Origin of the sequence: Nisaea sp., from assembly GCF_034670185.1 — a bacterium.
Classification (GTDB): Bacteria; Pseudomonadota; Alphaproteobacteria; order Thalassobaculales; family Thalassobaculaceae; genus Nisaea.
Genome location: NZ_JAXMNY010000003.1, coordinates 343,570 through 370,383, shown reverse-complemented (window position 1 = coordinate 370,383; position 26,814 = coordinate 343,570). Strand labels below are relative to the sequence as shown.

At 59.6% G+C, this 26,814-nt stretch carries 25 protein-coding genes; 8 read left to right on the top strand and 17 right to left on the bottom strand.

Features of this window, described 5'->3' with window-relative positions:
* Positions 1-155: 155 nt before the first annotated feature.
* From VOI22_RS15240 to VOI22_RS15230, 3 genes are all read right to left on the bottom strand, one after another.
* Positions 156-845: an HTTM domain-containing protein gene (locus VOI22_RS15240; RefSeq protein ID WP_323797313.1), complete on the bottom strand. Its 690-nt coding sequence runs from the start codon at positions 843-845 to the stop codon at positions 156-158.
* On the bottom strand, positions 842-1,234 hold the full coding sequence (locus VOI22_RS15235) for a hypothetical protein (protein WP_323797312.1): 393 nt from the start codon (positions 1,232-1,234) through the stop codon (positions 842-844). Before VOI22_RS15235 ends, VOI22_RS15240 begins: the two co-directional genes overlap by 4 nt.
* Before the next feature lie 181 nt (positions 1,235-1,415).
* Positions 1,416-2,465, bottom strand: a complete 1,050-nt coding sequence (locus VOI22_RS15230; RefSeq protein ID WP_323797311.1) for a hypothetical protein — start codon at positions 2,463-2,465, stop codon at positions 1,416-1,418.
* 670 nt (positions 2,466-3,135) lie between these two features.
* Here VOI22_RS15230 and VOI22_RS15225 point away from each other — a divergent pair.
* On the top strand, positions 3,136-7,050 hold the full coding sequence (locus tag VOI22_RS15225) for an autotransporter-associated beta strand repeat-containing protein (RefSeq protein WP_323797310.1): 3,915 nt from the start codon (positions 3,136-3,138) through the stop codon (positions 7,048-7,050).
* Between the two features lie 28 nt (positions 7,051-7,078).
* Positions 7,079-7,660, top strand: coding sequence for a DUF4347 domain-containing protein (locus VOI22_RS15220; RefSeq protein WP_323797309.1), 582 nt, complete (start codon positions 7,079-7,081; stop codon positions 7,658-7,660).
* A 21-nt stretch (positions 7,661-7,681) separates the two neighbouring features.
* Here VOI22_RS15220 and VOI22_RS15215 read toward each other — a convergent pair whose 3' ends face one another.
* The 5 genes from VOI22_RS15215 to VOI22_RS15195 all read right to left on the bottom strand — a co-directional run bounded on the left by VOI22_RS15215 (position 7,682) and on the right by VOI22_RS15195 (position 13,176).
* Positions 7,682-9,610, bottom strand: a complete 1,929-nt coding sequence (locus VOI22_RS15215) for a HAMP domain-containing sensor histidine kinase (protein ID WP_323797308.1) — start codon at positions 9,608-9,610, stop codon at positions 7,682-7,684.
* 126 nt (positions 9,611-9,736) lie between these two features.
* Positions 9,737-10,849 (bottom strand): FAD-binding oxidoreductase, encoded by a 1,113-nt coding sequence (locus VOI22_RS15210; RefSeq protein ID WP_323797307.1) that lies wholly within the window; start codon positions 10,847-10,849, stop codon positions 9,737-9,739.
* A 78-nt stretch (positions 10,850-10,927) separates the two neighbouring features.
* The gene (locus VOI22_RS15205) at positions 10,928-11,896 is read right to left on the bottom strand and encodes an MBL fold metallo-hydrolase (protein WP_323797306.1); all 969 of its coding nucleotides are present in this window, start codon (positions 11,894-11,896) and stop codon (positions 10,928-10,930) included.
* Between the two features lie 121 nt (positions 11,897-12,017).
* A complete protein-coding gene (locus VOI22_RS15200; protein ID WP_323797305.1) occupies positions 12,018-12,608 on the bottom strand; it encodes a YeeE/YedE thiosulfate transporter family protein in 591 nt (196 codons plus the stop codon).
* Between the two features lies 1 nt (position 12,609).
* Complete coding sequence (locus tag VOI22_RS15195; RefSeq protein WP_323797304.1) at positions 12,610-13,176, bottom strand: YeeE/YedE thiosulfate transporter family protein; 567 nt, start codon at positions 13,174-13,176, stop codon at positions 12,610-12,612.
* A gap of 261 nt (positions 13,177-13,437) precedes the next feature.
* Between VOI22_RS15195 and VOI22_RS15190 the strand changes: the two genes are divergently transcribed.
* From VOI22_RS15190 to VOI22_RS15180, 3 genes are all read left to right on the top strand, one after another.
* A complete protein-coding gene (locus VOI22_RS15190) occupies positions 13,438-13,857 on the top strand; it encodes a cyclic nucleotide-binding/CBS domain-containing protein (RefSeq protein ID WP_323797303.1) in 420 nt (139 codons plus the stop codon).
* Between the two features lie 169 nt (positions 13,858-14,026).
* Positions 14,027-15,775, top strand: a complete 1,749-nt coding sequence (locus tag VOI22_RS15185) for a dihydroxy-acid dehydratase (RefSeq protein ID WP_323797302.1) — start codon at positions 14,027-14,029, stop codon at positions 15,773-15,775.
* Between the two features lie 74 nt (positions 15,776-15,849).
* Entirely contained in the window at positions 15,850-16,179 is a 330-nt protein-coding gene (locus tag VOI22_RS15180) for a hypothetical protein (protein WP_323797301.1), read from the top strand.
* Between the two features lie 62 nt (positions 16,180-16,241).
* Here the strand turns inward: VOI22_RS15180 and VOI22_RS15175 are convergent, their stop codons facing one another.
* The gene (locus VOI22_RS15175; RefSeq protein WP_323797300.1) at positions 16,242-16,970 is read right to left on the bottom strand and encodes a hypothetical protein; all 729 of its coding nucleotides are present in this window, start codon (positions 16,968-16,970) and stop codon (positions 16,242-16,244) included.
* Between the two features lie 303 nt (positions 16,971-17,273).
* Positions 17,274-18,017 carry a 3-oxoacyl-ACP reductase family protein gene (locus VOI22_RS15170; protein ID WP_323797299.1) on the bottom strand — a complete coding sequence of 248 codons (744 nt, stop codon included), beginning with the start codon at positions 18,015-18,017 and terminating at the stop codon, positions 17,274-17,276.
* A 447-nt stretch (positions 18,018-18,464) separates the two neighbouring features.
* Between VOI22_RS15170 and VOI22_RS15165 the strand changes: the two genes are divergently transcribed.
* Entirely contained in the window at positions 18,465-18,902 is a 438-nt protein-coding gene (locus VOI22_RS15165) for a hypothetical protein (RefSeq protein WP_323797298.1), read from the top strand.
* Between the two features lie 39 nt (positions 18,903-18,941).
* Here the strand turns inward: VOI22_RS15165 and VOI22_RS15160 are convergent, their stop codons facing one another.
* Both VOI22_RS15160 and pip read right to left on the bottom strand, forming a co-directional pair.
* Positions 18,942-19,454, bottom strand: coding sequence for an acyloxyacyl hydrolase (locus VOI22_RS15160; RefSeq protein ID WP_323797297.1), 513 nt, complete (start codon positions 19,452-19,454; stop codon positions 18,942-18,944).
* Between the two features lie 51 nt (positions 19,455-19,505).
* The gene (gene pip / locus VOI22_RS15155) at positions 19,506-20,456 is read right to left on the bottom strand and encodes a prolyl aminopeptidase (protein WP_323797296.1); all 951 of its coding nucleotides are present in this window, start codon (positions 20,454-20,456) and stop codon (positions 19,506-19,508) included.
* A 258-nt stretch (positions 20,457-20,714) separates the two neighbouring features.
* Here pip and VOI22_RS15150 point away from each other — a divergent pair, with 258 nt between their 5' ends.
* On the top strand, positions 20,715-21,527 hold the full coding sequence (locus tag VOI22_RS15150; protein ID WP_323797295.1) for a thermonuclease family protein: 813 nt from the start codon (positions 20,715-20,717) through the stop codon (positions 21,525-21,527).
* Between the two features lie 48 nt (positions 21,528-21,575).
* Positions 21,576-23,081 (top strand): M48 family metalloprotease, encoded by a 1,506-nt coding sequence (locus tag VOI22_RS15145; RefSeq protein WP_323797294.1) that lies wholly within the window; start codon positions 21,576-21,578, stop codon positions 23,079-23,081.
* Positions 23,082-23,090: 9 nt separating this feature from the next.
* Here VOI22_RS15145 and VOI22_RS15140 read toward each other — a convergent pair whose 3' ends face one another.
* The 5 genes from VOI22_RS15140 to VOI22_RS15120 form a co-directional block, all read right to left on the bottom strand.
* Positions 23,091-23,975: an RNA polymerase factor sigma-32 gene (locus VOI22_RS15140; RefSeq protein ID WP_323797293.1), complete on the bottom strand. Its 885-nt coding sequence runs from the start codon at positions 23,973-23,975 to the stop codon at positions 23,091-23,093.
* 150 nt (positions 23,976-24,125) lie between these two features.
* Entirely contained in the window at positions 24,126-24,977 is an 852-nt protein-coding gene (locus tag VOI22_RS15135) for a hypothetical protein (protein WP_323797292.1), read from the bottom strand.
* 143 nt (positions 24,978-25,120) lie between these two features.
* Positions 25,121-25,618 carry a CarD family transcriptional regulator gene (locus VOI22_RS15130; protein WP_028467251.1) on the bottom strand — a complete coding sequence of 166 codons (498 nt, stop codon included), beginning with the start codon at positions 25,616-25,618 and terminating at the stop codon, positions 25,121-25,123.
* 263 nt (positions 25,619-25,881) lie between these two features.
* The gene (fdxA, locus tag VOI22_RS15125) at positions 25,882-26,220 is read right to left on the bottom strand and encodes a ferredoxin FdxA (protein ID WP_028467250.1); all 339 of its coding nucleotides are present in this window, start codon (positions 26,218-26,220) and stop codon (positions 25,882-25,884) included.
* A 51-nt stretch (positions 26,221-26,271) separates the two neighbouring features.
* Positions 26,272-26,736 carry a TerB family tellurite resistance protein gene (locus VOI22_RS15120; protein WP_323797291.1) on the bottom strand — a complete coding sequence of 155 codons (465 nt, stop codon included), beginning with the start codon at positions 26,734-26,736 and terminating at the stop codon, positions 26,272-26,274.
* Positions 26,737-26,814: the final 78 nt, after the last annotated feature.

Below are 26,814 nucleotides of genomic sequence, written 5' to 3'. Positions count from 1 at the left end.
GTCCCTCCCTCGCCCATCCGAACCGTCGATATGACGGCAGCAGTCAAGTATTTGAGCTGGCGCATCCCGAGCGCGAATAATAATAAAGAGCTTTTTCCAACCAAATAAACTCAATCAGGATATTGCTTTAGGCCGTCAGCGTCGTGTCTCCCCTATCAACCGAGCAGATCCAGCCGCGCTTGGAGCCAGATCAGGGACGGATAGGCGGCGGCCCATACCCAGACGAACCTGTTGAATCCGAACATGACGAAGTTTGCGACGTGGAACGCCATGGCGAGTGTCAGTCCGGCCGCAAGTGCTTCCGTCGACAGCATTGCCAGTGGGAAAAGCAATTCCAGCAGGATGACGGCCCACGACATTACCCAGAGCAAGCGCGGCTGTGTGGCCCATTCTCTGGTCGCTTCGCTGACCGGATAGACGGAAAACGCGAAGACATCCCTCAAGGCCTGCCCGCTCCGCCAGTCCCGGTAGATGACCTTGGCCCAGCCGGACTTGAAGTAGGAAAACACCACCTGAAGCGCCAGGTATCCGAAGACATATTCCTGCCATTGCGCGTTCGGCATCAGGTGCACGACGCAGAGGCAGGTGATCAACAGCACGCTCAACAGGTCGCTGCCGCCGTTATATGGCCCCTGAAAGCTCCTCAGAATGAGCAAGGCATTGATAAACAGGGCAACGCAGACCCATTGCGGCTCGATGCCCGCCAGCAGCAACACGCTCAGCACCAGGCGCACGAGATAATGCATCCGCTCATCCCGCAGTCCGAAAACATGCTCCAGGCTCTGCTGGATAAGGGCGATCGACAGCAGGATTTCCGTCAGCCGGATTGCGAGATCCAGGCTCATCGGTCAAGCGGATCGACGGTTTGATATGGCGGGGAGACGAAGGCGACATCGCGTCTCAGACTGTCATCGTCACGACTGACGAACACCAGCCTGAAGCGGAAAAAGGCCGGTATGTCCCCACCACCCCCCTCGCCTTCGGCACGCAGAAGATCACTTCGCAGGCGCCGCCGGATCTCACGGCTGGCATGCTCCTCCTGGCCCTGAACGAAACGTTCAGCGCAATTCGTCAGGTAGAGTGTTTCGTTCCATCGCGCATTCCAGAAAAACCCTGTAAGCCGGTCCCGAAACCCGAGCTGCGCCGGCCTCGGGCGGCATTCCCGCCAAACCGCTTCATCATTTTCGGGGTTATCGGTCAGGCAAAGCTCAACGCGCGGAGATGGCCCGATCACGTCAAAAAAACGCCATGACGGAAACAAGGCGGGCAGAAGCAGTTTCAATAAATTCAGAATCGCCAAAAACTCAGCTCGTCCCTGAAGCGCTTGATGACACAGGTCGTACGCACGCACATGCGTATCTCAAGTATCGACCAGATCACGCGAAACAGGCTACCGCCAACTTACCGCTTTCGCCTTAGCGCTTTCGGCCCGAGGATTTTTTATCCACGACATAAAGTTTCGGCGGAACAGGCGGTGTCGTCGGCGCCGGAGGCTCGCTGAGGGCCTTGCCCATAATCGTATTGATCGCGGAGACAGGTGCCTCGATCAGGCCGCGATCGCCGGTATCGACCAGGAACTCCAGAATATCCGGAGCAAGCGGCACCGCCTGCTCGGGTGTCATATCGAAACGTACCAGTTGTTCGGCAATCTCTTCGGCTGTCAGCCCCAGATACCCGTCAGCCCCGGCCTCTATCTTGGCTTCCGATCCTTCCGGAAGCCGCAAGCCAATGACGCGTCCCGCCACCGGGCGCATCTCCGCGTCGTGCATGGTCACACCGCTCAGGATGCCGGCCAGCACGACGCCCGGCGCCGGCGGCAGCGCGTAGGTAAAGGTGAGGAGCATCTCCTGATCGCGGCTGACAAGCTGGGTGGTAAGGTTGCGGCCGATCCGCTGTGCCGGGCCGCTCAGCTTCAGCGTGCCCCAGGGCAAATGCTCGATATAGTTAATGAGAAGATTGCCGTTCGGCCCGTGCGAGATGTCCGTCACCCCGGTGATCAGGCATCCGGGCCGGTGCGGAGACCAGGCCCGCGAAAGCGTCAGATACCTGCCAACAAGATACCCGGGAAGCGGATAGGCGGGCGGCGCCTCGTCACGTTCCACCGACGCCGCTAAATTGTTGCGGTCCGAGGCGAGGTCCGGCGCGGGTATATCCGCTAACAGGTCACCGTAACGCCCAAGAAGCAGGCGGTAGAAATCTTCAAAAGGGCAGGTGCGCAGTTCGTCACCGCTGATGCCCAGATCGATCAGGCGAGCGAGATCTTCATAGACCGAATGGTTACGCGGGCTGGAGCGACCCTGAACCCACTTGTATGCTCTGACCGGATCGTATCCTGTCTCCGGGTTAACGGATTTCAGCTTGGCGTAGAACTCCTTTTGGGTCTCGCATCCGGTGACCAGCAAAATCAGCCGGAGCTTGTCGGCGAAACCCTGCGTCACACCTTTCATCCGGTCGGAGCCATTCAATCCAGAATTCCTTTGGAAAAATTGGAAATCAGAGGCAAGCGCCTCACCCCTTATATATAGTGAACCAGCGCGATAAAATGAAGCCGTATTGTAGGAAGAACATTACTAGACAGTGATAATCCCCACTATTTCCCAGAGCATTAACAATAAAAGACAGTAATTAAGATGTATTTTCTTTTGATATTTGATTCAGATTAAATACAACAAAAAATTGATATATTGTCATTATTGGTAATTCCAAAAATTCCAAGCCACTTCCAACTCCTCCCGATATAGCTTGGCGGCGGCACCGTTATCTGCAGTTAGGTGTTGGCGCGGCAGGTGCGGATGTGGGATCGGCTCTACGTGGCAATGCCAGAAGACATGGCAGAGACGGTGTCAGGTTCTCATTTTTTGCATTTCAGAAAACGGATCCCTGAGGCCCTCCTGCCCGTTTCGGGCACACCAAGATAAACAGGCGCATTCAATTTATTCATAATTTCACAACACTTTAAAATCATTCGGCAATTTCCAAAAAAGACAATTTGTCATTTTTGGAAATTCCAACAATTCCAGCCCCTGTTTACCTCCCTTCCGGTTTAAGTGTGTACCGCGCGCCCACCAATGGCAGCGCTGAATGATGGGCGTCTCCGCAAGCCGCCGCCCGAAAGACCTTACGTAAGGATTTTCTATGTCCGCCATCTTTTGTCCGCATTATGGCGCCAAGGCCATGACGACCGGCCCGGCGGCCAAGAGACGCGCTCTGGCAATCCTAGACGCGGCGGTGCCGCAGCCCGACTTGCTGCTGGCCGGGGCCGATCCGGATATGGCCATTGCTCTGGCATGCCCGCACGCCGCCGATCCGGTCGGCAGCGCCCTCGCGAACAGGGAGCACCCGGTCAACGAGCTGCATCTGGTCAGTCACGGGGCGCCGGGGCGTCATGCAATCGGCGGAGAAACACTTGATGGGCGGGCACTGGCCGAACGGGGCCGGCAGTGGCGCCGCTCTCTGGCACCGGATGCGACGATCGTGCTGTATGGCTGCTCCTCCGGACAGGGTGCCGCCGGCCGCCGGCTCGTTCAGGATCTTGCGCGCGCGACAGGTGCCCGGGTTATCGCGTCCTCGACCCCGACCGGATCGGCCTCACGCGGCGGCGACTGGAATTTCGACGTCGCCTCGGCGCCGCTAGGCCACAGCAAGAACGTCGCGCGCGCGACCGTAAGCGCCTTCAGCCGCGCGCACGCCATCTGGCCGGGCTTGCTGACCAATGTCACCAACACCCTCGATACCGGCGCCAACTCGTTCCGCGCTGCAGCCAGCAGCAACTTGATCGACTTCACCGGTCTGGCCGGTGCCCAGAGCCTCACGCTGGGCAGCGCCGTCACGCTCAACAGCGGCGCCAATACGAGCCTTCTGCTCAGCGGCGGCACCACCAACCTGACCATCGATGGCAGCGATATCGCCCTCGCCCTGAGCAATAATAATTTAACAATCGGAGGAACAGGCGGTCCGCTGACCCTGACCATCAACTCGAATATCACCGGCAGCGGCTTGCTGCGCATCGGGGACGGGGACGACGACCTGACGGTCGTCCTCGGCGGCACCAACTCCATGGTCAGGACGACGGGCGGCGTCGGCAACACAGACGCCCCGGTCTCGATCCGGGTTCAGGACGGCGACACCGTGTCGATTTCGGACGACGCCGCGCTCGGAAGCGGGAAACTCAGCCTTGATGACGGCACCCTCGCCGTCACCGGCGCGACCACCATCGACAATGAAATCCATCTCGATAACCTCATCAGCACGATCAACAACAGTGCGGATGTCACGATATCCGGCGCCATCAACGGTACCGGCGGCCTGATCAAGACCGGCGCCGGAACTCTCACCCTCTCGGGCACCAACATCTATCAAGACACCACCACCATCACGAACGGCACCCTGTCCGTCACCGGCGACGCAAATCTCGGAAACAGTAACGACGCCATCATTTTCAACGGCGGCAATCTGACTGTCACCGGCGCCGGCACCATCGACAACACCGTCACCCTTACGTCAAACGCGACGATCACAAACAGTGCGGACGTGACACTGTCGGGCGTCATCTCCAGCACAGGCAATCTGACCAAGGCCGGCGCCAATACCCTGACGCTCTCCGGCGTCAACACCTATACAGGCACCACCACTGTCACCGACGGCACCCTCTCCGTTTCCGCCGACAACAGACTAGGCACAGGCGGCCTGACCCTCAACGGCGGCAACTTCACCGTCACCGGCGCCACTACAATCGACAATGCCGTCACTCTCTCCTCAAATGCCACGATCACCAATAGCGCGAACGCCACCCTCTCCGGGGTGATCTCGGGCGCCAATAACCTGACCAAGGCCGGCGCCAGCACGCTCACCCTCTCGGGAACGAACACCTATACCGGCACCACTACAGTCACCGACGGCACTCTCTCCGTCTCCGCCGACAGCAATCTCGGAAACACCACAAGCGCCCTCACACTCAATGGCGGTAACCTCACCGTCACAGGCGCAACAACCATCGACAACAGCGTTACACTCTCCTCAAACGCGACCGTCACGAACAGCGCCGATGTGACACTGTCGGGCGTCATCTCGGGTGCCAACAATCTGACCAAGGCCGGCGCCAGCGCGCTCACCCTCTCGGGAACGAACACCTATACCGGAACCACAACCGTCACCGGCGGTACCCTCTCCGTCTCCGCCGACAGCAATCTCGGAAACACCACAAGCGCCCTCACACTCAATGGCGGCAACCTCACCGTCACAGGCGCAACAACCATCGACAATACCGTGACGCTCGGTGCCAACGCGACGGTTACAAATAGCGCCGACGTGACACTGTCCGGGGTCATCTCGGGTGCCAACAATCTGACCAAGGCCGGCGCCAGCACGCTCACCCTCTCGGGAACGAACACCTATACCGGAACCACAACCGTCACCGGCGGTACCTTGTCCGTCTCCGCCGACAGCAATCTCGGGAACACCACCGGCGCCCTCACTCTCAATGGCGGCAACCTCACCGTCACAGGCGCAACAACCATCGACAACACTGTCGCGCTCTCCTCAAATGCCACGATCACCAATAGTGCGAACGCCACCCTCTCCGGGGTGATCTCGGGTGCCAACAACCTGACCAAGGCCGGCGCCAGCACGCTGACGCTCACGGGCACCAACACCTATACCGGAACCACAACCGTCACCGGCGGCACCCTCTCCGTCTCCGCCGACAGCAATCTCGGGAACACCACAGGCGCCCTCACCCTCAATGGCGGCAACCTCACCGTCACCGGTGCCACCACAATTGACAACACCGTTACACTCTCCTCAAACGCGACCGTCACGAACAGCGCCGACGTGACATTGTCCGGAGTGATCTCGGGTGCCAACAACCTGACCAAGGCCGGCGCCAGCACGCTGACGCTCACGGGCACCAACACCTATACCGGCACCACGACCGTCAATGCCGGCACCCTCTCGGTAAACGGCGCACTCAACGGCGGCGGCACCCTCACCGTCGCTTCGGGCGGCACGCTGGCCGGGTCGGGCAGCATTACCGGCGATGTCACCGTGGCTTCCGGCGGCGCGCTCACCCCCGGTAACAGCCCCGGCACACTCTCCACCGGCAACCTCACCCTCTCCGCTGGCTCCACGACGACCTTCGAGCTCAACGGCACGACGGCCGGCACCCAGTACGACCAGATCGACGTCACCGGCACCGTCAATGTCACCGGCGCCACGCTCTCGACCTCCGTCGGCTTCACCCCGGCGAACGGCAATACATTCACCCTGATCGACAATGACGGCGCGGATGCCGTCACCGGCACCTTCACCGGCTTGGCCGAAGGCAGCAGCTTTACCTCAGGCGGGCGCACCTTCCAGATCAGCTACACAGCCGGAGACGGCAACGATGTCGTGCTGACGGACGTCACGCCCGTCCCCGCCACACCTGGAAGCGGCAGCGATAGCGGCACCATCGTCGGAACTCCGGGCGCGGACAGCCTGTTAGGCGGCAATGGTGCAGGCACCATCTCGGCCCTCGCCGGAGACGACACACTCTACGGATATGACGGCAACGATACGCTGTACGGCGAGGCCGGCGCTGATCTGATCTATGGCAACCAGGCGGACGACCTTCTCTACGGCAATCAGGGCAGCGACACCCTGTTCGGTGGCCAGAACGCGGATACCATGTGCGGCGGACAGGATGCAGACATCCTCTACGGCAACCGGGGCGCGGACGTGATCTACGGCAATCGCGGAAACGACACCCTCCATGGCGGGCAGGAAGCCGACACGCTTTACGGCGGGCAAGGCGACGACAGTCTCGCCGGTAACAGTGGCAACGATCTGCTGTTCGGCAATATCGGTGCCGACAGCTTCGTCTTCACCCCCGGGTCCGGCGCCGACACCATCGCCGACTACAGCAAGGCCGAGGGCGACACGTTGCAGTTCTCCAGCGGCACGGAGGTGACATCCGCCGCAACCGAAACCGGCCTCACCCTCACGGCGGGCGACGTCACCGTCTCCCTCATCGGCGTCGCAAAGATCGAGGACGTCTCCATCCTCTTCGCCTGAGCAAGAGGGATGGCACGAAGGATCGCCAATGGCCGGATATGACACAATCACAAGCTGGGATCCGGTTCCGGCAGTCGACCACCTCGAGACGATTGTTGCCATCGACAACCGCGTCCCGGACTCGGAATTTTTGCTGGCAGCGCTGGCGGTGCCAGCCCAAACCATCCGGATCGGACCGGACGACGACGCTCTGTCGCGAATATTGAAGACAGTGAGGAAGTCTCCGGGGAACCGGCTCGTCATCATCTGTCACGGGGCGCCAGGCGCCTTGTTGCTCGGCGAACACACCGTCACCAGGGATATGTTGCTGACGCACCGGAACACTCTCTCCCGCATCGGCAGGGCACTCCGTGGAGCGCCCATTTCCCTCTATGCATGCTCGGTGGCACACGGGCGGGACGGGCGGGCGTTTCTGGCTGCACTGGCTTCCGGCACCGGCTGCCCGGTCTCGGCATCCTCGCTGTCGGTCGGCGATGCATCAAAGGGGGGGAAGTGGTCTCTCAATACGATGGTGTCGACAGACCCCAGCCGCTTGCCGGGGCGCGCCGAACCATCGGACGCCGGGCCGTTCGATCCGGACAAGCTTCCCGCCTATCAACACCTGCTCTAGGACCGCCGCAGCTCTACCGGATCAGTTTGCGGCTGCCGCGAGCAGGGAGATGAAGAAGGTACTTCCCTCTCCGGGAACACTCCTCACCTCGATCGACCCGCCATGCTTCTCGACAATCTTCTTGCATTGCGCCAGGCCAATCCCCGATCCGGGCTGACTGCAGCCGCTCTCGAGCCGGGTGAACAGGTTGAAGATTCTCTTTTGCTCCGTCTCGGACATACCGAGGCCATTGTCCTCGACAGTGAAGACGTAGCACCCGTCGTTCGGCCTACAGGCGACACGAATCAGCGGCGCAACGCCCTCACGGCGGTATTTGATCGCGTTCTCGATCAGGTTCTGGAAAAGCCGCAGGAGCTGGGTCTCGTTGCCAACGACCGGCGGCAGTTTTTCAACGTCGATACGGGTGCCGGTATCCTTGACGAGCTGGGCCAGGTTCGCCTGGACATCGGTCAGAACGGACGCGGTCGATACCGGTCTGTGCATCTTCTCACCACCGGTTTCCAGCGAGTATTCGAGAAGCCCCGCGACCATGCCGATCGCCTTGTCGATCCCGGCACCGGCCCGCGTCAGCAAATTGACGTCATCCTCACCCAGCTTGTCCCTGGCAGAGTGCAACAGGAGAGAGACGAAGCCCTTCGCCGCGCCGAGCGGATTGTTGAGATCGTGGGAAATGGCGTGGGCAAATTGCTGGAGCTCCTCATTCGACTCCTTGAGCTGGTTAGTCCGCTCACTGACACGCCCCTCAAGTTGCAAGCGTTCCTCTTCCAGAAGGAAGGTGACATATTTGAGGCGCCTGTTGAGGATGAACATGGCGACGGAGAAACCGGACAGCAGAACGATCAACGCTATCGTGGCCATGATGACCCAGCGGTATTGCTCCCAAACGGACTGCTCCGCGAAACGGATTTCGGCATTGGGGGGAAGCCGGCCGGTGGCGATATCCCACTTCTTCAGTTGCCGGTTGTCGTAGATGGACCGCATGTTGGTCCGGCCGGTCAATACCGGCGCCGCGCCGTGCATGATGGCGCTGATATGCTCCGCTGCGATCCGCCCAACCGCTTCGCCGGATAGCAGGCGTCCGCCCACGATACCGCTGCCCATCAATGTGTCCCATGCGGAAAAGACCGGGGCATTGGCGCTGGCTGCGATACGGCGCACAGCCTCATAGGGGATGAAACGTTCTCCCGCACCGTCCATGAAAACCGGCAGATAAAAGATCGCGCTGTCCGGAGGCAGATTGGCGACCCGTTCCTGAAGCTCAGCCATGGGCAGGTCCACCAGGTATTCGACCCCGGCGTCCGGCTTCAGCCGCTCGACTGCGGCCTCCGCCCCGCCAATACGGGTCTTGCCAATGGCCCCCGTCGTGTCCGCCACGATGAAGATGTGGCGCGGATCGGCGACCCGGAGCATTTCGGCGAACGCCTGTTCGACGTTCGCATTGTAATCAACCCGGGAAGCACCGGCAGGCGCCACAGAGCCCGCCCTCAGATAGAGGCGCGCCGCTCCTGGGAACAGGTCCGGATTGAGCGCAAGAAACCGGCCGGCAGCAAGGCTTTCCGAAATAACCAGATCAAGGGGCACACTGGAGAATTTTGCGTCAAAAAGCCTCCGATGCGCGTCCTCGACCCGCTTCCACGAGAAGCGTCCCGCATCAAGATACTCCACATAAATCTGCGCCTGCAGGCCTGCCTCGTGAAGCCCATCCCGGATCCCCCTCTCCACTGCGGCCTGCCAGGGCTGCTCGGGAAACCAGGAATTTAGGATGAGTATGGACGGAGTTTTCGCACCATCCTCGCTGCGGGCCGGAGCGGAAGCCATGGCGACAGCGAAGAATGCCAGTGCTGCTGACAACACAACGAAACCGGTCGAAAGACGGCTCCCAGCGCCGTCTCCCCGAGATAAAACCGCCCGCAGCCACCGGCGGCCGATCAGGGCGCAGGCACTTATCATTGGGCCACTCTCAAAATTCCTTAAACGAAATCTATTTAAAAACAGTTTAACCACATAATGATTGCACGATAGTAATTTTAGGAACCTCTAATCGGCCATTCGGCCAGCCCGAGCTGGCAAAACGCCTCACCCGAACCGCGAAAACGCGAACGGCTCCAGCAGTTTCGGCTTCGCGTCCTTCAGCACCCAGTCCGCCATCATCTGCGCAACCGCCGGTGCGATAGCCCAGCCGTGGCCGGTCCAGCCGACGGCGTAGAGCACATTTGCATTGCCCGGCAGGCTGTCGATGATCGGGATATGGTCGATGCTTTCAGCCTCGAGGTGATTTGTGTCGGCGGTCTCGATCTGCATGCCCTCCAGCGACGGGTAAGTCGCCACCGCGTCGGCGACGTTCAGATCGACTTCCTTCTGGATCGGCGTGCCGGTGCGCGTTGCCGGATCCCAGATACCGGGACGGCCTCCGGAGATCATCAACCGCCCGTCCGGCTCCCGCTTCAGCGACAGCGTGCGGCTGGCATGGCCGACGAGATGGCGTACCGGATTGTTCTCAAGCGGCTTGGAGACCGCGACGAGGAAGGTCCGGCTCCAGACCGGCAGATCGATCCAGGGGGAAACAAGCCCCTTCACACCGGCATTGCAGAACAGCAGCACCTTGCCGTCGGCGAGGATTTCCTCCCCTTCCGTGGTGAGAATTCCAACCACATTTCCGTTCCGCTCAAGCAGCTTGTCGGCTCCAATGCCCTCGCGCAGCACCGCGCCCTCTGCTTTCGCAAGGGCGGCATAGGCCAGCGTGGTTTTCTCGTGGAAGGCAACGCCGTCATCCGGGCAGAACAGGCCCGCCCGGATCGCCGGAGACACATCCGGCTCAAGCTCCCGAACTTCGTCCGAAGAAAGCACGCGGGACGGAATGCCGAGCCGGGTCTGCAAGGCGGCACGCGCTTCCGCCGGGGCAATATCGATCTCGCGCTCGATAAGCTGTAACTGGCCGGTCGTCTCGAAAAGTGGATCTGTGCCGAGGGTCTCGTGCAGCGTCGGCCAAAGCTCCCGGGCCCGGACCATCAGCGGGATTTCCCGGACGTCACGCCCGTTCGCCCGAACACCACGCCTGCCGGGCCCGCCGGAAGCACCGGTAGCGAGCTTTCCGGCCTCGATCAATTCGACCGCCTCGCCACTTTTAGCCAGATGCCAAGCGACGGCCGCGCCATAGACGCCGCCGCCGACAATGAGATGTTTGGACATGGACCGCTCCACAACAGGATTGCCCTACTCCTATAGGCGAAGACGGGCTCTCTGCGAAGCGGCACCGCAGGAAATGACCTATTCGAATTCCATCTGCGCGAAGACGCGCCCGGCATTCTTGGTCGCCAGTTCCTCATACGTATCCAGGTGCCTGTAGGGAGACTGGTCTACATAGTAGGCATCCGCGAGGGTGCCGCCCTTGTCGAGATGCTCTCGGATCCGCGCCCGAAGATAGACCAGGTAGTCTTTCGTATAGCGCCGCACCTGATCCATGTTGGTCGGGTGGCCATGGCCGGGAATGACATAGGTCGCCTTCAGCGGCTCGAAGCCCTCGTCCCAGCTTTCCAGCCAGGCCGCCGTGTCGGTCTCCTCGAAGATCGGCAGCATGCGCTCGTGAAAGGCCATATCGCCGGCAATCACCAGGCTTTGCCGGGGCAGCCAGACGGATACGTCCCCAGGAGCATGCGCCGGCCCCAGATTGAGAACCTCGATCGGGAAGTCGCCGAACTCGACGACATAGCGCTCGGCGAAGGTCTCGTCTGGCATGACGACCGCCGTCTTCTCTGCCTTCTCCTTCTGTAGCGTGCGAGCCGCTGCGAGACTGTCGTAGCCCGTCGCCTCGAATTCTTCCGCCGCCTCCTCGCTCGCCACGATCTTCACGCCCAGCGCATGCCAATAGCTGTTCCCCAGCATGGCATGGCCCTGGCCGTTTTCATTGACGATGAGGCGGACCGGCTGATCGGTAACCGCCTTGATCTCCTCATGCAGCGCCGCCGCGAGTTGCCATGACGCGCCGCCATTGACGACCACGACACCGTCGCCGGTCACGATGAAGCTGAGATTGTTGTTGTGGCCGCTATTCTCGTAGGTCGGCGGCGCAGTGGCCCCGATCGCCGAGAAGACACCCGGGATGAACTCGACCGGCTTCGAATACAGCACCGAGCCAGGATACTGGTCGGGAATGTCCTGGCTGGCCCCGGCATCCCCTGCGGCGCCCCAGAATAGAGCGCATATCGCCAGAGCGGCGCCTTTCATGATCCTGATCATCTGATGACATTCCTCCCGTCACGCATTGTCGCTGGAGCGTTCCGCTCCTTGATTGATGGCCCGGACTTCCGGACAAAAAACCCCGGCACGATGCCGTGCCGGGGGTAGAAAAGAAGTAGGCCTATTCAGCCGGAGCCTCGTGCCCCTTGGATCCCAGGATCCGTTCCGGCAGCAGCCAGGCAACGGCGATAAAGGCCGCCCCCATAACCAGGCCAATCATCTCACCCGACAGATCAAACAGAGCCGGGTAGTTCGTGCCTGCGATGGTGCCGAGGGTTGTCTTGCCGCCGGCGATATCTGCCAGAAGCCCCGTGGCCTCGACATCGGCATAGGTAACCATATAGGCGAAAGCGCCGAGCAGGCCGCCAAGAGCGAAGACAATGGCGTCATACCGGCCTGAGGCCGCCGCCGCGAGACCTGTGCCTGGGCAATAGCCCGCAACCGCGAAGCCAAGCCCGAGCAGTAGACCGCCGACAAAGACACCGAGATAAGCGGCCTTCACCGAAAGATGCCCAGGGTCGACCAGGCCTGTCAGCAGACCGCCGAAGGCCAGCACCGCGGCAACGCCAATGCCCATAAGGATGGCCCGCATCAGGTGCAGGTTGGTGAGGTTCAGCATCCGGATGATGAAGTTCGGGTTGGTCGCGCCGATCCGGTCAAGCGTGAAGCCGAAAGCGCCGCCGATGACGATTGCAAGAATAATGCTGCTCATCTTATTTCTCCTTCCGGAACAGAATGAGGGCCGTCGGGATACCGGCCGCGAAGACCCCAGCCGCGAAAATGAAACCGGAGACGGCGGTCTGCATCATCCCGCTCATCATGTGGCCGGAGGTACAACCACCGGCCAGGCGGGCTCCATACAGCACGATAAAGCCGGCCAGGAAGGTCGCGAGATAGCGCTTCCACGGCTCATCGCCGAAATTGACGCGCCAGACTTCGGGCATCAACCGTTCGGCTTTTTCCACACCGCCGCGCAGCCGTGCCGAGAGGGCGGCACCGGCCATCAGGGCCAGGACAAAGACGAAGCTGTAATTCAGCGGGTTTTCTATCGATTTTGCATAACTCCCGCCGCTCTTGGCAAGATAGGCATTGCTGCTGGTGTAACCGCTTTTGGTTTCAGCCGACTCGGTCACGATTGAACTGTCGAACGCATCCCAGAGGATGCCATCAAGGATCACAAACTGGGTCGAGACACCGATCGGCTTCACCAGAAGGACCGCCGCAAAGAACACGATCCCTAGCAAAAGTCCGCCGGCTTTCCAGGACAGGGGAGCTCTCATGGCACGACTTCCTTCATCTGCTACTGCAACAAACCGTTGTGCACACACCATACAGGACATGGCATCCATCGGCTGCATGATACATATTCATATTTTTGAATATAACAAACTTTTCTGCTGCATGTCACTAGAAACGGACGCTTTGTCGCACCCTGGGCGACTGATGAGCGCCCCTATTCGGTGAGAAATGCTCACGCTCTGCTTGCGTTTTCGGCGTAAAGTGAAAACATAAAGGAAAAGTAGGCCGTGGGAGAAATCGCTATGATACGACGCGTGGTCCCTGATGTTGTTTCCAATCAGAACCTCCTGACCCTGCCGAAAACCGCGACGGTCGAGCAGGCTGCGGTGTGCATGGCAGAGCGTCATGTTCGCTCCGTTCTGGTGGTCGACGAGGACCGGCTGGTTGGCGTCTTTACCGGCACCGATCTCATTGAGCGGGTCATCGCTGTCGGGAAAGGCCCGCAGGCAACGGTTCTTTCCGACGTGATGAGTGCCAGCCCCGAGACGATCGCCCCCGACCGCCCGGCAATCGAGGCACTTCGGATCATGCAGGCAGGTGGCTTCCGTCATCTTCCCGTCGTTCATAAAAACAAGCTTGTCGGCGTGCTGTCCCGGCGCGACTTCATCCGCGAGGAAGAAGATGAGATCGACCTGGAAGAAAAACTCTGGGAAGAAATGTAGAGATCGGGCTTATCGGGAGCTAATGGTTCTGGAGACCTGACCTGCCGCCAAACCGCTCCACCGACCTCTCAGAGGCCTTTTTCACACTGCGGATTTCACGCCCCATCAGATCTGGACGCGGCAGCCAATTGGCGTCCACACTCTCGGCCAAAATAAGGGAGCGAGAGAGATGGCTGACAAAAAGATTTCCACCGAGGCGCACGGCTTCGCACGCGGCCTGACCAATTACGGTGATTTCGACTTCTCGCTCTACCTGCGGCGTTCCTTCGCCGCCTCCATGGGCTATCTGCCGGAGACGCTGGAAAAACCGATTGTCGGCATCGCCTATACCGGCTCCGGTTTCAACAATTGCCACCGACATTTCCCGGAACTTCTGGAAGCGGTGAAACGCGGCGTGCTGATGGCAGGCGCTTTGCCGATCGACTTTCCAACCATCTCCCTCGGCGAGGTCTACCTCAACCCGACCAGCCTGAAATTCCGCAACCTGATGAGCATGGATACCGAGGAGATGATCCGGGCCCAGCCGATGGATGCGGTGGTGCTGATGGGCGGCTGCGACAAAACCGTGCCAGCCCAGTTGATGGGTGCTGTCTCCGCCGATCTGCCCGCCATCCAGCTAATCGGCGGGCCAATGATGACCTCCCGCTACACGACTGCGGCCGGTGATGAGGAACGGCTCGGCGCCTGCACCGACTGCCGCCGGTTCTGGGCGCAATACCGGGCCGGTACCGTCGATGACGTCGAGATCAGGGACATCGAGCGCCGGCTCGCCACCACGGCGGGCAGCTGCGCCGTGATGGGCACGGCCTCGACCATGGCCTGCATCGCCGAGGCCCTCGGCATGGCCCTGCCCGGCACCGCCGCCATCCCCGCCGTCCATGCAGACCGGCTGCGCGCGGCGGAAGCAACCGGCGCCGCTGCCGTGCGGATGATCGGCCGCCCGATCAAACCGACCGAGATCATTACCCGGAAGTCCGTCGAGAATGCGTTGCGCGTCCTGCTCGCACTTGGCGGCTCGACCAATGCGGTCATTCACCTGGCCGCCATCGCCGGTCGGGCGGGCATCGACATCCCGCTCGACTGGTTTAACGAGCTGTCTGAAACTACACCGGTACTGGTGAACCTGAAGCCGGTCGGCAGCCATTACATGGAAGACCTGTTCGCCGCCGGCGGCCTTGGTGCCGTGCTGCGGGAGCTGAAGCCTCTGCTCAATCTCGACTGCATGACCGTGACCGGGGAAACCCTGGGCGAACGGCTTGCCGCCGAGAGCGGTCCGGTGAACCGGGATGTGGTGTCTCCGGCCAGCGATCCTCTGGAGCCAAAGGGCGGGCTGGTCGCGTTGTTCGGCAGCCTTGCGCCCGGCGGGGCCATCCTGAAGCGGTCCGCTGCCGATCCGGCTCTGCTGGAAAAGGAAGGCCGCGCCGTCGTCTTCAACTCGCTGGAAGACCTGTCGGCCCGGATAGACGATCCGGATCTGGACGTGACGGCGGACGATATATTGGTGCTGCAAAATGCCGGTCCGCGCAGTCCCTCCGGGATGCCGGAGGCCGGCTACCTGCCGATCCCGAAAAAACTCTCCTCCAAAGGCGTGAAAGACATGGTGCGGATTTCAGACGCACGCATGTCCGGGACCGCGTTCGGAACCATCGTTTTGCATGTCACGCCGGAGGCCGCGATCGGCGGCCCGCTCGCTCTGGTGCGTAACGGAGACCGCATCGCCCTTTCCGTGAAGGATAAGCGTCTCGACCTGCTTGTCGACGAAGCCGAACTAGATCGCCGGCGCGCGGATCTGGTAACCACAGAGCGCGACCCGCAGACCTTGCGCGGCTATGACCGGCTCTATGCCGAACAAGTCCTCCAGGCCGACCAAGGCTGTGATTTCAGCATGTTGCAGCCAGTGGTGAAGAACTTAAAATAACTGAGGCATAGACTGTTGCGACACCCTTGCGAACACGCTATGGTACTCACACCACTGGCACGGGTGACGTCTCTATGGATGACAATATTCCACCGAACTGGAATTTCTTCGGTACTGTCGAACGCCTGATCAAGGCGACAGAAGCGCTTATAGACGAGCGTCCGGGGAAGACCGGCGACGATCAGGATCTGGTACGGAACATGGTCATGCGCCTGACGGTGATCATGGAAGATTCCGCGGGCTATCTGGCACAGGAAGAGCAGAGCCGACGCACCCTGCTTGAAAACCGGCTGAACTCAATCAGGGCCAGGCTATCGCCTGACTACGTTATCCGACCGGAGGCCGGGCGGGAACGCGTTGCCTTGGGTCATAACGTTCGGCGATTAGGACGGGCTCCCCTCTAGATCCCCCTTTCCGACGCTCGACGGGAAGCGACGGAAAGGCGGAACCCAGATAATTCCGGGTATTACTCCGCAGCCATCAAAATACCATTGAAGCTGTCGACAGTGGTTCGCATGCTGTAGCCCGGTGCGGTTTCGAGATACTGGGTGCGCATCCGCACTTCTTCCCGCATTTCATCCTCCGTGATCCAGACCAGAGCAAGCGGCACCTCCCCCTCGGCAAACGGGAAAGCATGCGGCTCCGCCATAAGCGAATGACGATATCCGTAAAGACGGGGAGCGAGCTGGGCCGCCGTAATCTTGGGGAGCGTATTTCCGACCGTCGCGGAGGCGCCGGCCTCGATCGCATAGGTATAGGCCACCGTCGTGATATACCAGCTGATGCTGTTGCCGCGGTCATAGCTGTGAAGCCCACCGCGCGAACAGATGTTTCCGCTCAGATTGACCTTTCCGCGCAAGCCGGAATGGTGGTGACGCCAGTCATGCTCCGAGGGCCTGTCGTAGAAGAAGCGGCCTTCCTCGAAATCATCCATAAAGTCGTCCGTCTCAAAGAAACGGAAAGCAATCGTACAGGCAAGTTCACCCGACTCCTTGCGAATACTGACGTAGCGGCTTGCAGACTGATCGAGGTTTTCCGGCATGAATTGCGGATTCACGAATTCTGAATGGCGGCGGATTTCATCGCACCAGAATTCCATGTCCGTGCCGCTTTCGAGCGTGTACCCGAAATTCTCAAGGTAGCTTGAAAAGACCCGCCGGCAACGCGGCACCAGAGCCGAAGATGAGTAATCCATAATTGATAACCCCGTCTCAAATTCAACGGCATTGCCAATTTCCTAGCGCCGTCGATCACAAGCACACGGCGTTCTGCCGCCAGCCAAATAATGACCCTGCAGTTTCAACTGCAAGTTCCCCAACCTGAACAGCGGAATACAGTTTTACCCTTCACCGTCGCGAAAGAACATCCGCCTGAATGTAATTATACACGACTTGAGTGTGAATCAGACGCGGATTCGTTTAGGGATTATTCATAAATCGGAAGAATCTTTATTTTGAAATCACTTCCGCGCGCTTACTCGACATGATTTTCAACCGAACTACGTCTCGGTACCTCCGTTGACCGCGATCATCTGACTACAGACGAATCCGCCTTCTTCGCTGCACAGCATGGAGACCACGGCGGCGATCTCACTTGCCTCTCCCAGACGTCCAACAGGGATGCGCGATAGCTGGGAACGGATATGCTCGGCATGTTCCGAGTCCGTCTCTTCGGGCCGTATGGGGCCGGGCGAGATCACGTTCGTGGTAATTCCTGCCGGGGCGAATTCCTTGCCCAGCGCCTTCGTCAGGCCCCATACCCCGTGTTTGGCGGCCGACACCGGCGCGCGGCCGGCATATCCGTGAATAGCGTTCATACCGGCCATATTCACAATCCGGCCCCAACCCGCATCGACCATCCCGGGTAGAAAAGCGCGGGCGAGATAGAAGGCACCGTTCAGGTCAACGGAAATAACCTGGTCCCAGTCGTCGTCCGACATCTCCAGAAGCTTCTTCTGCGGCCGGATCGCGGCATTATTGACGAGGACATCGACTCGCCCAAACCGTTCGAGGGCCTCGCTGGCCATTGCGCGGACATCGGCGCTGCTGCCGACATTGCCCATGACGACCATGGCATCAACGCCGGCTTCCTTGACTTCGGCCGCCACACGCTCGCAAGCGTCGCGATCACGGCTTCCGTTTACGATGATGTTGAAACCGTCTTGCGCCAGGCGGAGCGCGATGGCCCGCCCGATGTTCCGCGCCGAGCCACTGATGAATGCCGTTTTGTTTGTCGATGCCACGAATGCCGTCCTCCGATTTTTGACGGCAGGATAGCTGTTAAAATCCGGAGGCAAAAGGTGGGATTATTAACGGCGGCAGCGCGGTGGTTGGTCGTAGATCGCCGTGTTGGCGCAATCGCGCTCAAAAAAACCGGCCATATATTCGAACGGATTTTTATCAGCATAAGCTTCCGTGCCAACCCACGCCGCTCCGCCGACAACAGCCGCAGCACAACCGGAAAGACCGAAAAGAATGACCAAAAGGCCAAGCAATCTGGTGTATGGACGCATTTTGCCCCCTCAATCGCAACGCTTTTGTCGCAAATACTATCTAATATACTCTACCAGAACTTTCGACAAAGCACCAGAAGCTAGCGGCACGCTTCTTGCTCCGTTCTCATTGTACCCGGGACAGGGTATACCGGGTTACGCGAACGATAGCCGCAAACAGCATTCGGACGGACAATAATGGGTATTAGTTGGACCAGCGCAGACTATCCGAGACTTACCGATCCTCACTTCATTGATGCAATCGGTCAGATCGTCCATGCGCGCCAGACAGACGGCTACGAGTTTTCCATCGCGCTGATGGGCTATCAGGCGCTGTTCTTCGACCCTGCATTCGAGGAAATGGTCAAACAGGAAACAAAGATTACCGGGTTGCAGACCGTCGTTCACGAGATCCGACGGGGCTCCTTCATCAAGCCCGGTGCGGACGGCTGGGAAGTCAGTTTTCGCGCCGATATCCTGATCCGCAACGAACTCGATCTGGCAACCAAAAAGCCTGTCGGCGAAGTCGACTATGCTTCCGACCTCGAGTACCGCGATCAGGTTCTCTATGCGAGCGATGAAAACGGTTTCGAAAACTTCAAGGCCTGGTGCCGCGAAGGTGGCATTGAGCCCTGACCGGAAGGCGGGCTCAAAAACCTTTCCTTCGTTTGCCTGCTAGTCGCTGAACAGTTTGTCGAACGGGATCGAGTACACCAGAAGCACCGATTCCGTTCCCGGGTTCTGCTCGTCCAGCCCCGCATTCGAGATGTGATGGAATGTCAGGCCCAAACGGGAACGATCATCGAATCGATAGGCAAGCTCCACCCCGGACCGGAACTCAACAGCGTGGCCAAGGTCCTTGCCATCTCCGTTGCCATAGAGGCCAACCGCGAAGTTCGGCGTCAAAACCCAGCGATTACCGAAGAAAACATCGAAACCGATCCCGCCATATCCGTATGTCGCGCCCTCGGCAGTCGCCATAAGCCCGACGAATGGCGTGAAATGCCAGAGCTTGTTCGCTTCCGAGAAGCGGTACTCAACACGGGCTTCCCCGGTCGTCTCGCTGTCGTTCACATCGTAGATGCCGGCACCCACGGAAAGGAAAGCCGGCTCCTGCGCCCGAACGGCGCTTTCCATCGCGATAAAGGCTGCAATCGCCACAATCGCGAAGCTCAAATACTGACGCACAATGATCCCCCCACTTGGAACGCGGGCATGATAACCGGCCCGGCGCGCGCATCAAGTCCCGATAAATCTCCGCAAGCGATCCAGCGCAGCGACAAGCCCCTTGGCGATACCGGGCTCCATGGCCGAATGCCCGGCATCTGTCACGACCTCAAGAATCGCACCGGGCCAGGCAGACGCAAGGCTCACTGCCGTTTCGACTGGGCAAATCACGTCGTACCGCCCTTGAATGATTGTGGCGGGCAAATGCGCGATACGGTCGATGCGATTGATTATTTCACCCGGCTCAAGGAAAACCCGATTCACGAAATAATGCGCTTCCAGGCGCGCCAGGGAAAGCGATCGCGCCGGATCTTCCTGCCCGACGGCAGGCAACGGTAACAGCGTCGAACAAGCCCCCTCATACCCCGCCCAAGCCACAGCCGCCGGCAGATGAACGGCAGGATCGGAATCGATCAAACGGCGGTGATACGCGTGCAGGAGATCGCCCCGCTCGCTCTCTGGTAGGAACTGCTCAAACCGCCGTGCCGCTTCGGGGAAGAATTTACCCATGCCATGCATGAACCAGTCGAGCTCGGCATCAGAACCAAGAAAAATGCCTCGCAAGATGAAACCGAGACAGCGCTCCGGATGCACCTGGCCATATGCCAGCGCAAGGGTGCTCCCCCAGGAACCGCCGAACACGATCCATCGCTCCACCCCGAGCATTTCCCGGAAGCGCTCAATATCCGCGACAAGATCCTGCGTTGTATTGCCCGTCAACTCCGCCAGAGGCGTCGACTTCCCGGTCCCCCTCTGATCGAACAGCAGGACGTTGAAATGCTCCGGATCGAAAAACCTGCGATGCGCTTCGGAAATACCCGAGCCAGGACCGCCATGCAGGAAAACCACCGGAATACCGTCAGGATTACCCACCTGCTCCCAATAAAGCCGGTGCGGCTCGTCTACCGTCAGATAGCCACTGCGGCGCGCATCAACCCTCGGGAAAAGAACTCGGTCCGACACATCAACTCCCGCAGGATAAAACACTAAACGACTCAGGCATTGTCATCCCCACCGGCAAATGTCCGCGTGGAAAAGCAGCTTGCCTGATTCTGTATGTTTGGCGAGTAACTCGACATAGCCGAGATCATGCAGGAAGAAACATTCAGCGAAAACCTACATCACTGCCGAAGAAACAATCAATCGGACCATTCTGACTTCGGCAAACCTGCATCCTCTTCTAGTTCTTGAGACAGCGCGATAGGCGTGATCGGATAGCTCATGAACATTTGCCGCCCCCTGATCCGCTCCCTCGCGCTTTTCCTTGGCCTGCTTCTCTGCAGCATGCCTGCCGCGCAGGCCATTGAGAGGCCCCAGACAGGTCCAGCCGCGACCATCAGGGATCAGGCCGTGACAGAGATTGTCGACGGCGACACGCTGGTGCTGGCATCCGGTAAGGAGGTCCGCCTCGTCGGCATACAAGCGCCAAAACTGCCGCTCGGCCGTGCGGGCTTTGAGACCTGGCCACTTGCAGAAGAATCCCGTAACGCTCTGCAGACGCTGATCGGAAGCCATACTGTCTCACTTCATTTCGTCGGGCGACGGGAAGATCGTTACCGACGTTATCTTGCCCACCTCACACTGCCCGATGGCAGCTGGATCCAGGGAGAATTGTTGGCCAAGGGAATGGCGCGGGTCTACAGCTTCAAGGACAACCGGAAACTGATCAGCGAAATGCTTGCACTCGAACGGGCCGCTCGTCTTGACCGGCGCGGCATCTGGGCCCTTCCCGACTATCGCATCCGCAATCCGGCCGAGACCTGGAACGATATAGACAGCTTCCAGATCGTCGAGGGACGGGTCGTCGACGCCGCCCGGGTGCGCAATGTGGTCTATCTCAACTTTGGCCCGGACTGGCGGACCGATTTCACTTTCAGGATCGATCATCGCGCACTCCGCCTTTTTGAGCGTGCCGGCATTGATCCCCTGACCTTTTCCGGGCGGGCTGTCCGCGGTCGCGGATGGATCAAGCCGCAAAACGGCCCGTTGATCGAAATCACACATCCCGAACAACTTGAACTCCTGGGCGAATAGGTAAACATAACGGACACCGGAACCGTGATCCGACCGATGGAGAGCCTTTTGCCTGACTCGATCCGGCCTATGTTTGCCGCCTCACGTCGCAGCTTGGCGGCCGCCATACTGCTTTCCGTCGCAACGGCCACGCCGCTCCTTTCCGGGTGCAGCACCAATCCAGCGACCGGAGAACAAAGCTTCACGGCTTTCATGTCTCCCGAACAGGAACGCCAGGTGGGGAGCGAACAGGACCCTCAGATCAAGAAGGAATTCGGCGGCGCCTATGACGACGCGGAGCTGGCAGCCTATGTCACCCGGATCGGCAATAAACTCGCCGCCACATCCGAAATGCCCAATCTGGACTTCACGTTCACGGTGCTCAACACACCTGATATCAATGCCTTCGCCCTACCGGGCGGCTATGTCTACGTCACGCGCGGGCTGGTTGCCCTAGCAGAGAATGAAGCCGAACTGGCCGGTGTTATTGCCCATGAAATCGGCCATGTCACAGCCCGCCACAGCGCAGAGCGCTACAGCCGCGGCACGGCGATCGGGCTTGGCGCCGCGATCCTCGGCATCCTCACGGACAGCCAGGCAATCGCCGATCTCGCCGGACTAGGGTCGCAACTCTATCTGAAAAGCTACTCGCGGGATCAGGAATTCGAGGCCGACACCCTCGGGGTGCGCTATCTCAGCCGATCCGGGTACGAAACCGCTGCAATGGCAAGCTTCCTCCAGAAACTGGGCAACGCCAGCCGGCTCCAGGCAGAGATCGCCGGCGCCAATCACGACCCCGATGCCGTCGACCTGATGGCAACCCACCCGCGGACCATCGACCGCGTGCAGAAAGCCCTCATTGCGGCCAGCGTGCGGCCGGCATCAAACCCCATAGTCGGGCGCGATCCGTTCCTCGACCAAGTCGACGGCGTTCTCTTCGGAAGCGATCCGAAAGAAGGGATGATTCGCGGCCAGACCTTCCTGCACAAAGACCTCAATTTTCAGTTCGAGGTGCCGCCGAATTTCCGGATCTACAATCAGCCGGAGCGGGTTTTGGCCGCTGATCCGAATGGCGCCCGGTTCATCTTTGACGCCGCGCCTAAATCCGCCGGACAGGCCCCGGCCGGCTACATCCGGGATAGCTGGGCAAAGGGCCAAGCAGTGCGCGATCTGGAAAACATCGCGATCAATGGCATGGATGCGGCGACAGGCTGGCTGGCAATCACGGCAAAGAACGGCGCCACCTACATCTTGCGGCTGGTGGCCATTCGGTATGATGCAGACACGCTCTACCGGATCCAGTTCCTCATCCCGAGCCAGCGTGCGGGAGCCTTGAACGAAGACATGCGGCGGACGACCTACAGCTTCCGTCAGCTTTCCGCGGAGGAAAGGGCTGGTATCCGTCCCTACCGCGTAAAAGTTATGCGCTATGACGGAACGGCGTCGGAACAATCGCTCGCAGGCAGTATCCCGTTTCCGAGATATGAACTCCGGTATTTCAGGATGATCAACGGCCTTGAACGCGGTGAGCAGCCGCCGCCCGGATCACGCGTGAAAACGATCAGCCCGCAATAACGGCGGGCCTCACGCCTCTGAGTAGAGATCCGAGCTGCGATCGACATTGCGGCTGATATGCTGCTTCAGCTTGAGCAACGCGCGATGCTCAAGCTGCCGCACGCGCTCCTTGCTGACCCCGAGAACCGTCCCGAGTTCTTCCAGCGTTGCCCCATCATCAACGAGCCGACGGCGCTCTATGATGGTCTGCTCGCGCGGGCTCAACTCAGAGAGCGCTTCCTTCAGCCATTTTGAGCGGGTTTCCGCATCCCGCATCCCGATGACAATGGTTTCCGGAGTCGGGCGTTCGTCCGACAACATCTCCATCCACTCGTCCTCACCGCTTTCCCCGATCGTGGAGTTCAGCGACTGGTCAGCGCCGGACATGCGCTGCTCCATCGCCTCCACATCCTTCAGCGGAACACCAAGTTCGGTCGCGATACGCTCGCGCTGCTCCTCCGGAGAAAGGGTTTCGGAAGCCTGCTGGATCTTCGCGCGGAGGCGCCGCAGGTTGAAGAAAAGGGATTTTTGGGCCGCCGTGGTGCCGGTCCGCACGATGGACCAGTTCCGCAATACATAATCCTGAATAGCTGAGCGTATCCACCAGCTTGCATAGGTCGAAAAGCGGATCTCCCGCTCCGGCTCGAACCGGGCAGCGGCCTGCATCAGGCCGATATTGCCTTCCTGGATCAGATCACCCATCGGCAAGCCGTAATTGCGGTAGCGGGTAGCGGAGCTGACCACCAGACGGGTATAGGAGCGGACCATAAGATGCAGGGACTTCTCGCAGCCATCTTCGCGCCAGGCTCTCGCAAGCTCGAATTCAACCTCGCGCTCAAGCAACGGCTCGTTCATGCTCGACTTTATATACGAGACGTTGGCGCGCCGGGTTTCGGGATCGTCAATATGTGCCATGGCTTCATCTCCAGACCGCACCAGCGAGTTTTCTCACAAGTGGATACGCTCCCCCATGGAAAGCGGATCATTTCGGCCTGATTTTGGCGACTCCTATCGAATCACAAAACCGCGAGCCTACCAGATATGGAAAATTCGTCGGGGCCGGACCTACGCGCTGACCTGATCGACGATAGCGCCCGTGGCATCGAGGCAAACGGCATTCAACGGTCCGCCAAACCCTGCGCCCCCGTCGATGCTGAGCGTCATCTCATGCTCGACGATGCCTTCCCGGGCCGGGTCGTACCCACGTACCAGTCTTGTGAAGCCCTGGTAGCCGGACGCGGCGGCTTCAGTAAAGCCTTGGCTGTTCCACCAGAACCCGTCTTCCTGATCGTTGAGATCCTTGGACGGGTCCAGCCCGCCGCTGACAAACAAAAGCGCACCGTCATCCGTGTAAGCAGCCCGGCGAAATCCGGTCATGAATTCATTGTGCCCGGAATGCCCCCGGATGGCCTGCCGCAGCTGCCCCGTCCATCGGCTGACGGCGAGCAATCCCTCCATGATGGCAGAGCGGGCGTCAGAGGCGCGACCGCCATAGGCCGCAAGGGTCGCGTCCGCACCACGCTCCAGCATCCAGTCTAGTATCTCCTGACAGTCACCGGAGAACTGAAGCTGTAGCATCTTGCGCCACATCTCTTCCTGGCGGCCGCGCAAATACACGATATCGTCGAGATGGGTGTAGGGTGGCTGCGCCAGCACAATCCGCCGGAACCGCAGCAATTCGTCCACCGTTTCCAGAATTTCCGGCCCGTACCCGTAGTAATTCCCAAGGTAGACGAAGCGATCCCCCGCCTCATAGCGGTTGGTCAGCGTCTCATGCAGAGCATTGAGCCGTTCGACGTCGCCATGAATGGAGGCAATAGCCCAAATTCTCCGGCAGCGGCGCAATATCGCGAAGCGCTTGTCCGTTCCGGATGGAAGGCTGATGGTCTGGATCACGTTCTGTGCCGCATCTGACATTGCTGATGTGCTCCCACACTCCAGATAGCAATTTCAGCGTCGGCCGCCAACGCCTGTGCTGTATCCAGGGTTCCGCACAAATGAAACAGGCGGCACCGGAGGCGCCGCCTGTAATCACGAAACAATGAAGTTTCGACAGCCGATCAGGCTGCTGCCATGATTTTTTCGAGCCGGTCCGTGGCCGCGTCTTCATCAATTTTTTCAATCGCCGCGAACTCACGGGCAAGACGATCAAGCGCCGCCTGGTACATCTGACGTTCGCTATAGGACTGATCGGCCTGGCCGGTGTTGCGGCGCAGGTCGCGCACCACTTCGGCAATCGATACCGGATCGCCGGAATTGATCTTCGCTTCGTACTCCTGCGCGCGGCGGGACCACATGGTGCGTCGCACGCGTGCACGGCCTTTCAGCTTCGTGAGCGCGACATCCATCTGCTTGCGCGTGCTGAGCCGGCGCAGACCGGAATCGTTGGCTTTTCCGACGGGGATGCGCAACGTCATGCGATCCTGCTCGAAGGTGATCACCAGAAGATCAAGCTCAGTACCCGCGATCTGCTGCGACTCGGTGCCAATGATCTTGCCGACACCATGAGTCGGATAGACCACAAAATCCCCAGCCTTGAACTCCACTTTTTTTGTCATTAGTCGGTCTCTCTCACTTGTCAGGACCACGTAAAACGCGTAAAGCGCAAGGAATCGCCGGTATCGCTAAAAAGCAGGCCTCAGCCCGTCTTTGCGGATACCGCTCGGAATGGTCCGAAACCTTCTCGGAAACGGCGGCGAGGCGAGACGTTTTGCCCCACCGAATTCATAGACCTTATCACAAATCCGATAAAAGTGGGAGTCTGCGGGCGCATGGCCTGCTTTCGTTTGACGCATGGCTTACCGTTTTGTGACGGTTAGCCTCAGTCTCCCTTGCCCGGCGCGGGCGAAAAAAACTTTTCCATCTTGCCCTTAACCTGCTGAAAATCGTCAGCATCAGGCATGGCGTCGATCTTCCGGGTGATGTTTGGCCATTCCTCGGAATATTTCCGATTCATTTCGATCCAGCTCTCTGCTTCCGGCTCCGTATCCGGGAGAATCGCCTCGGCCGGGCATTCCGGTTCGCACACACCGCAGTCGATACACTCGTCCGGGTGGATGACGAGCATGTTCTCGCCCTCATAAAAACAGTCAACCGGACAGACTTCGACACAGTCGGTGTATTTACACTTAATGCACAGGTCGTTGACGATATACGTCATCGGCAGACTCCGGTCCGGCTTCAATCGTCGGTTTCGTTAATGAAAAAACGCCTATTCGGCAAGTCCGAGTTTCTGCATGACACGCTTGCGTGCAGCGCCACTCTCCTGATCGGTCACGTATATCAGTCCCGTGACCCGGCGCATCAGACTGGCTTCATATTCATGCAAGACACCGTCGGCATAGGCGACCTGCCAAAGCATTTCCATGAGTTCAACCCGCTGATCATGGTCGAACTCGTCACGAATTACCTTCGTGAAGCTGTAGAAATCGACGCTGCCTTCCAGATCTTTCACCGCCCCATCGACCTTTTCTGCCGCTTCATCCTTAGAACAGGCGAAACGGGCGGCGAGCAGTGCTTCAATCGCGTGCCGCTCTTGGGCGCCGAAGTCGCCATCAAGCGTCGCAGCCTTCACCAGCAGCGCGGCAACGGCTTCTTCAGATCCGTCGACCTTTGAAGCTTCGCTCGATCCCCCGGAGCGGACCGCATCGAAGAAAACTTTAAGGGAGCCGATCATGGCATTTCCCGGAGTTGGTTGGAATTCAGCCTTTTATCTAAGCTCTCGGCCCGATTTCGCAAGCACGTTTCCGGCGGG

Coding starts and splice junctions, on each gene's coding strand:
- VOI22_RS15135 (WP_323797292.1), bottom strand. CDS start 24,977: ATGTCAGATGCGGCACAGAACGTGATCCAGACCATCAGCCTTCCATCC.
- VOI22_RS15120 (WP_323797291.1), bottom strand. CDS start 26,736: ATGATCGGCTCCCTTAAAGTTTTCTTCGATGCGGTCCGCTCCGGGGGA.
- VOI22_RS15200 (WP_323797305.1), bottom strand. CDS start 12,608: ATGAGCAGCATTATTCTTGCAATCGTCATCGGCGGCGCTTTCGGCTTC.
- VOI22_RS15220 (WP_323797309.1), top strand. CDS start 7,079: ATGGCCGGATATGACACAATCACAAGCTGGGATCCGGTTCCGGCAGTC.
- VOI22_RS15225 (WP_323797310.1), top strand. CDS start 3,136: ATGTCCGCCATCTTTTGTCCGCATTATGGCGCCAAGGCCATGACGACC.
- VOI22_RS15130 (WP_028467251.1), bottom strand. CDS start 25,618: ATGACAAAAAAAGTGGAGTTCAAGGCTGGGGATTTTGTGGTCTATCCG.
- VOI22_RS15190 (WP_323797303.1), top strand. CDS start 13,438: ATGATACGACGCGTGGTCCCTGATGTTGTTTCCAATCAGAACCTCCTG.
- VOI22_RS15205 (WP_323797306.1), bottom strand. CDS start 11,896: ATGATCAGGATCATGAAAGGCGCCGCTCTGGCGATATGCGCTCTATTC.
- VOI22_RS15140 (WP_323797293.1), bottom strand. CDS start 23,975: ATGGCACATATTGACGATCCCGAAACCCGGCGCGCCAACGTCTCGTAT.
- VOI22_RS15195 (WP_323797304.1), bottom strand. CDS start 13,176: ATGAGAGCTCCCCTGTCCTGGAAAGCCGGCGGACTTTTGCTAGGGATC.
- VOI22_RS15240 (WP_323797313.1), bottom strand. CDS start 845: ATGAGCCTGGATCTCGCAATCCGGCTGACGGAAATCCTGCTGTCGATC.
- VOI22_RS15175 (WP_323797300.1), bottom strand. CDS start 16,970: ATGGATTACTCATCTTCGGCTCTGGTGCCGCGTTGCCGGCGGGTCTTT.
- fdxA (WP_028467250.1), bottom strand. CDS start 26,220: ATGACGTATATCGTCAACGACCTGTGCATTAAGTGTAAATACACCGAC.
- VOI22_RS15185 (WP_323797302.1), top strand. CDS start 14,027: ATGGCTGACAAAAAGATTTCCACCGAGGCGCACGGCTTCGCACGCGGC.
- VOI22_RS15210 (WP_323797307.1), bottom strand. CDS start 10,849: ATGTCCAAACATCTCATTGTCGGCGGCGGCGTCTATGGCGCGGCCGTC.
- VOI22_RS15180 (WP_323797301.1), top strand. CDS start 15,850: ATGGATGACAATATTCCACCGAACTGGAATTTCTTCGGTACTGTCGAA.
- VOI22_RS15165 (WP_323797298.1), top strand. CDS start 18,465: ATGGGTATTAGTTGGACCAGCGCAGACTATCCGAGACTTACCGATCCT.
- VOI22_RS15150 (WP_323797295.1), top strand. CDS start 20,715: ATGAACATTTGCCGCCCCCTGATCCGCTCCCTCGCGCTTTTCCTTGGC.
- VOI22_RS15215 (WP_323797308.1), bottom strand. CDS start 9,610: ATGATAAGTGCCTGCGCCCTGATCGGCCGCCGGTGGCTGCGGGCGGTT.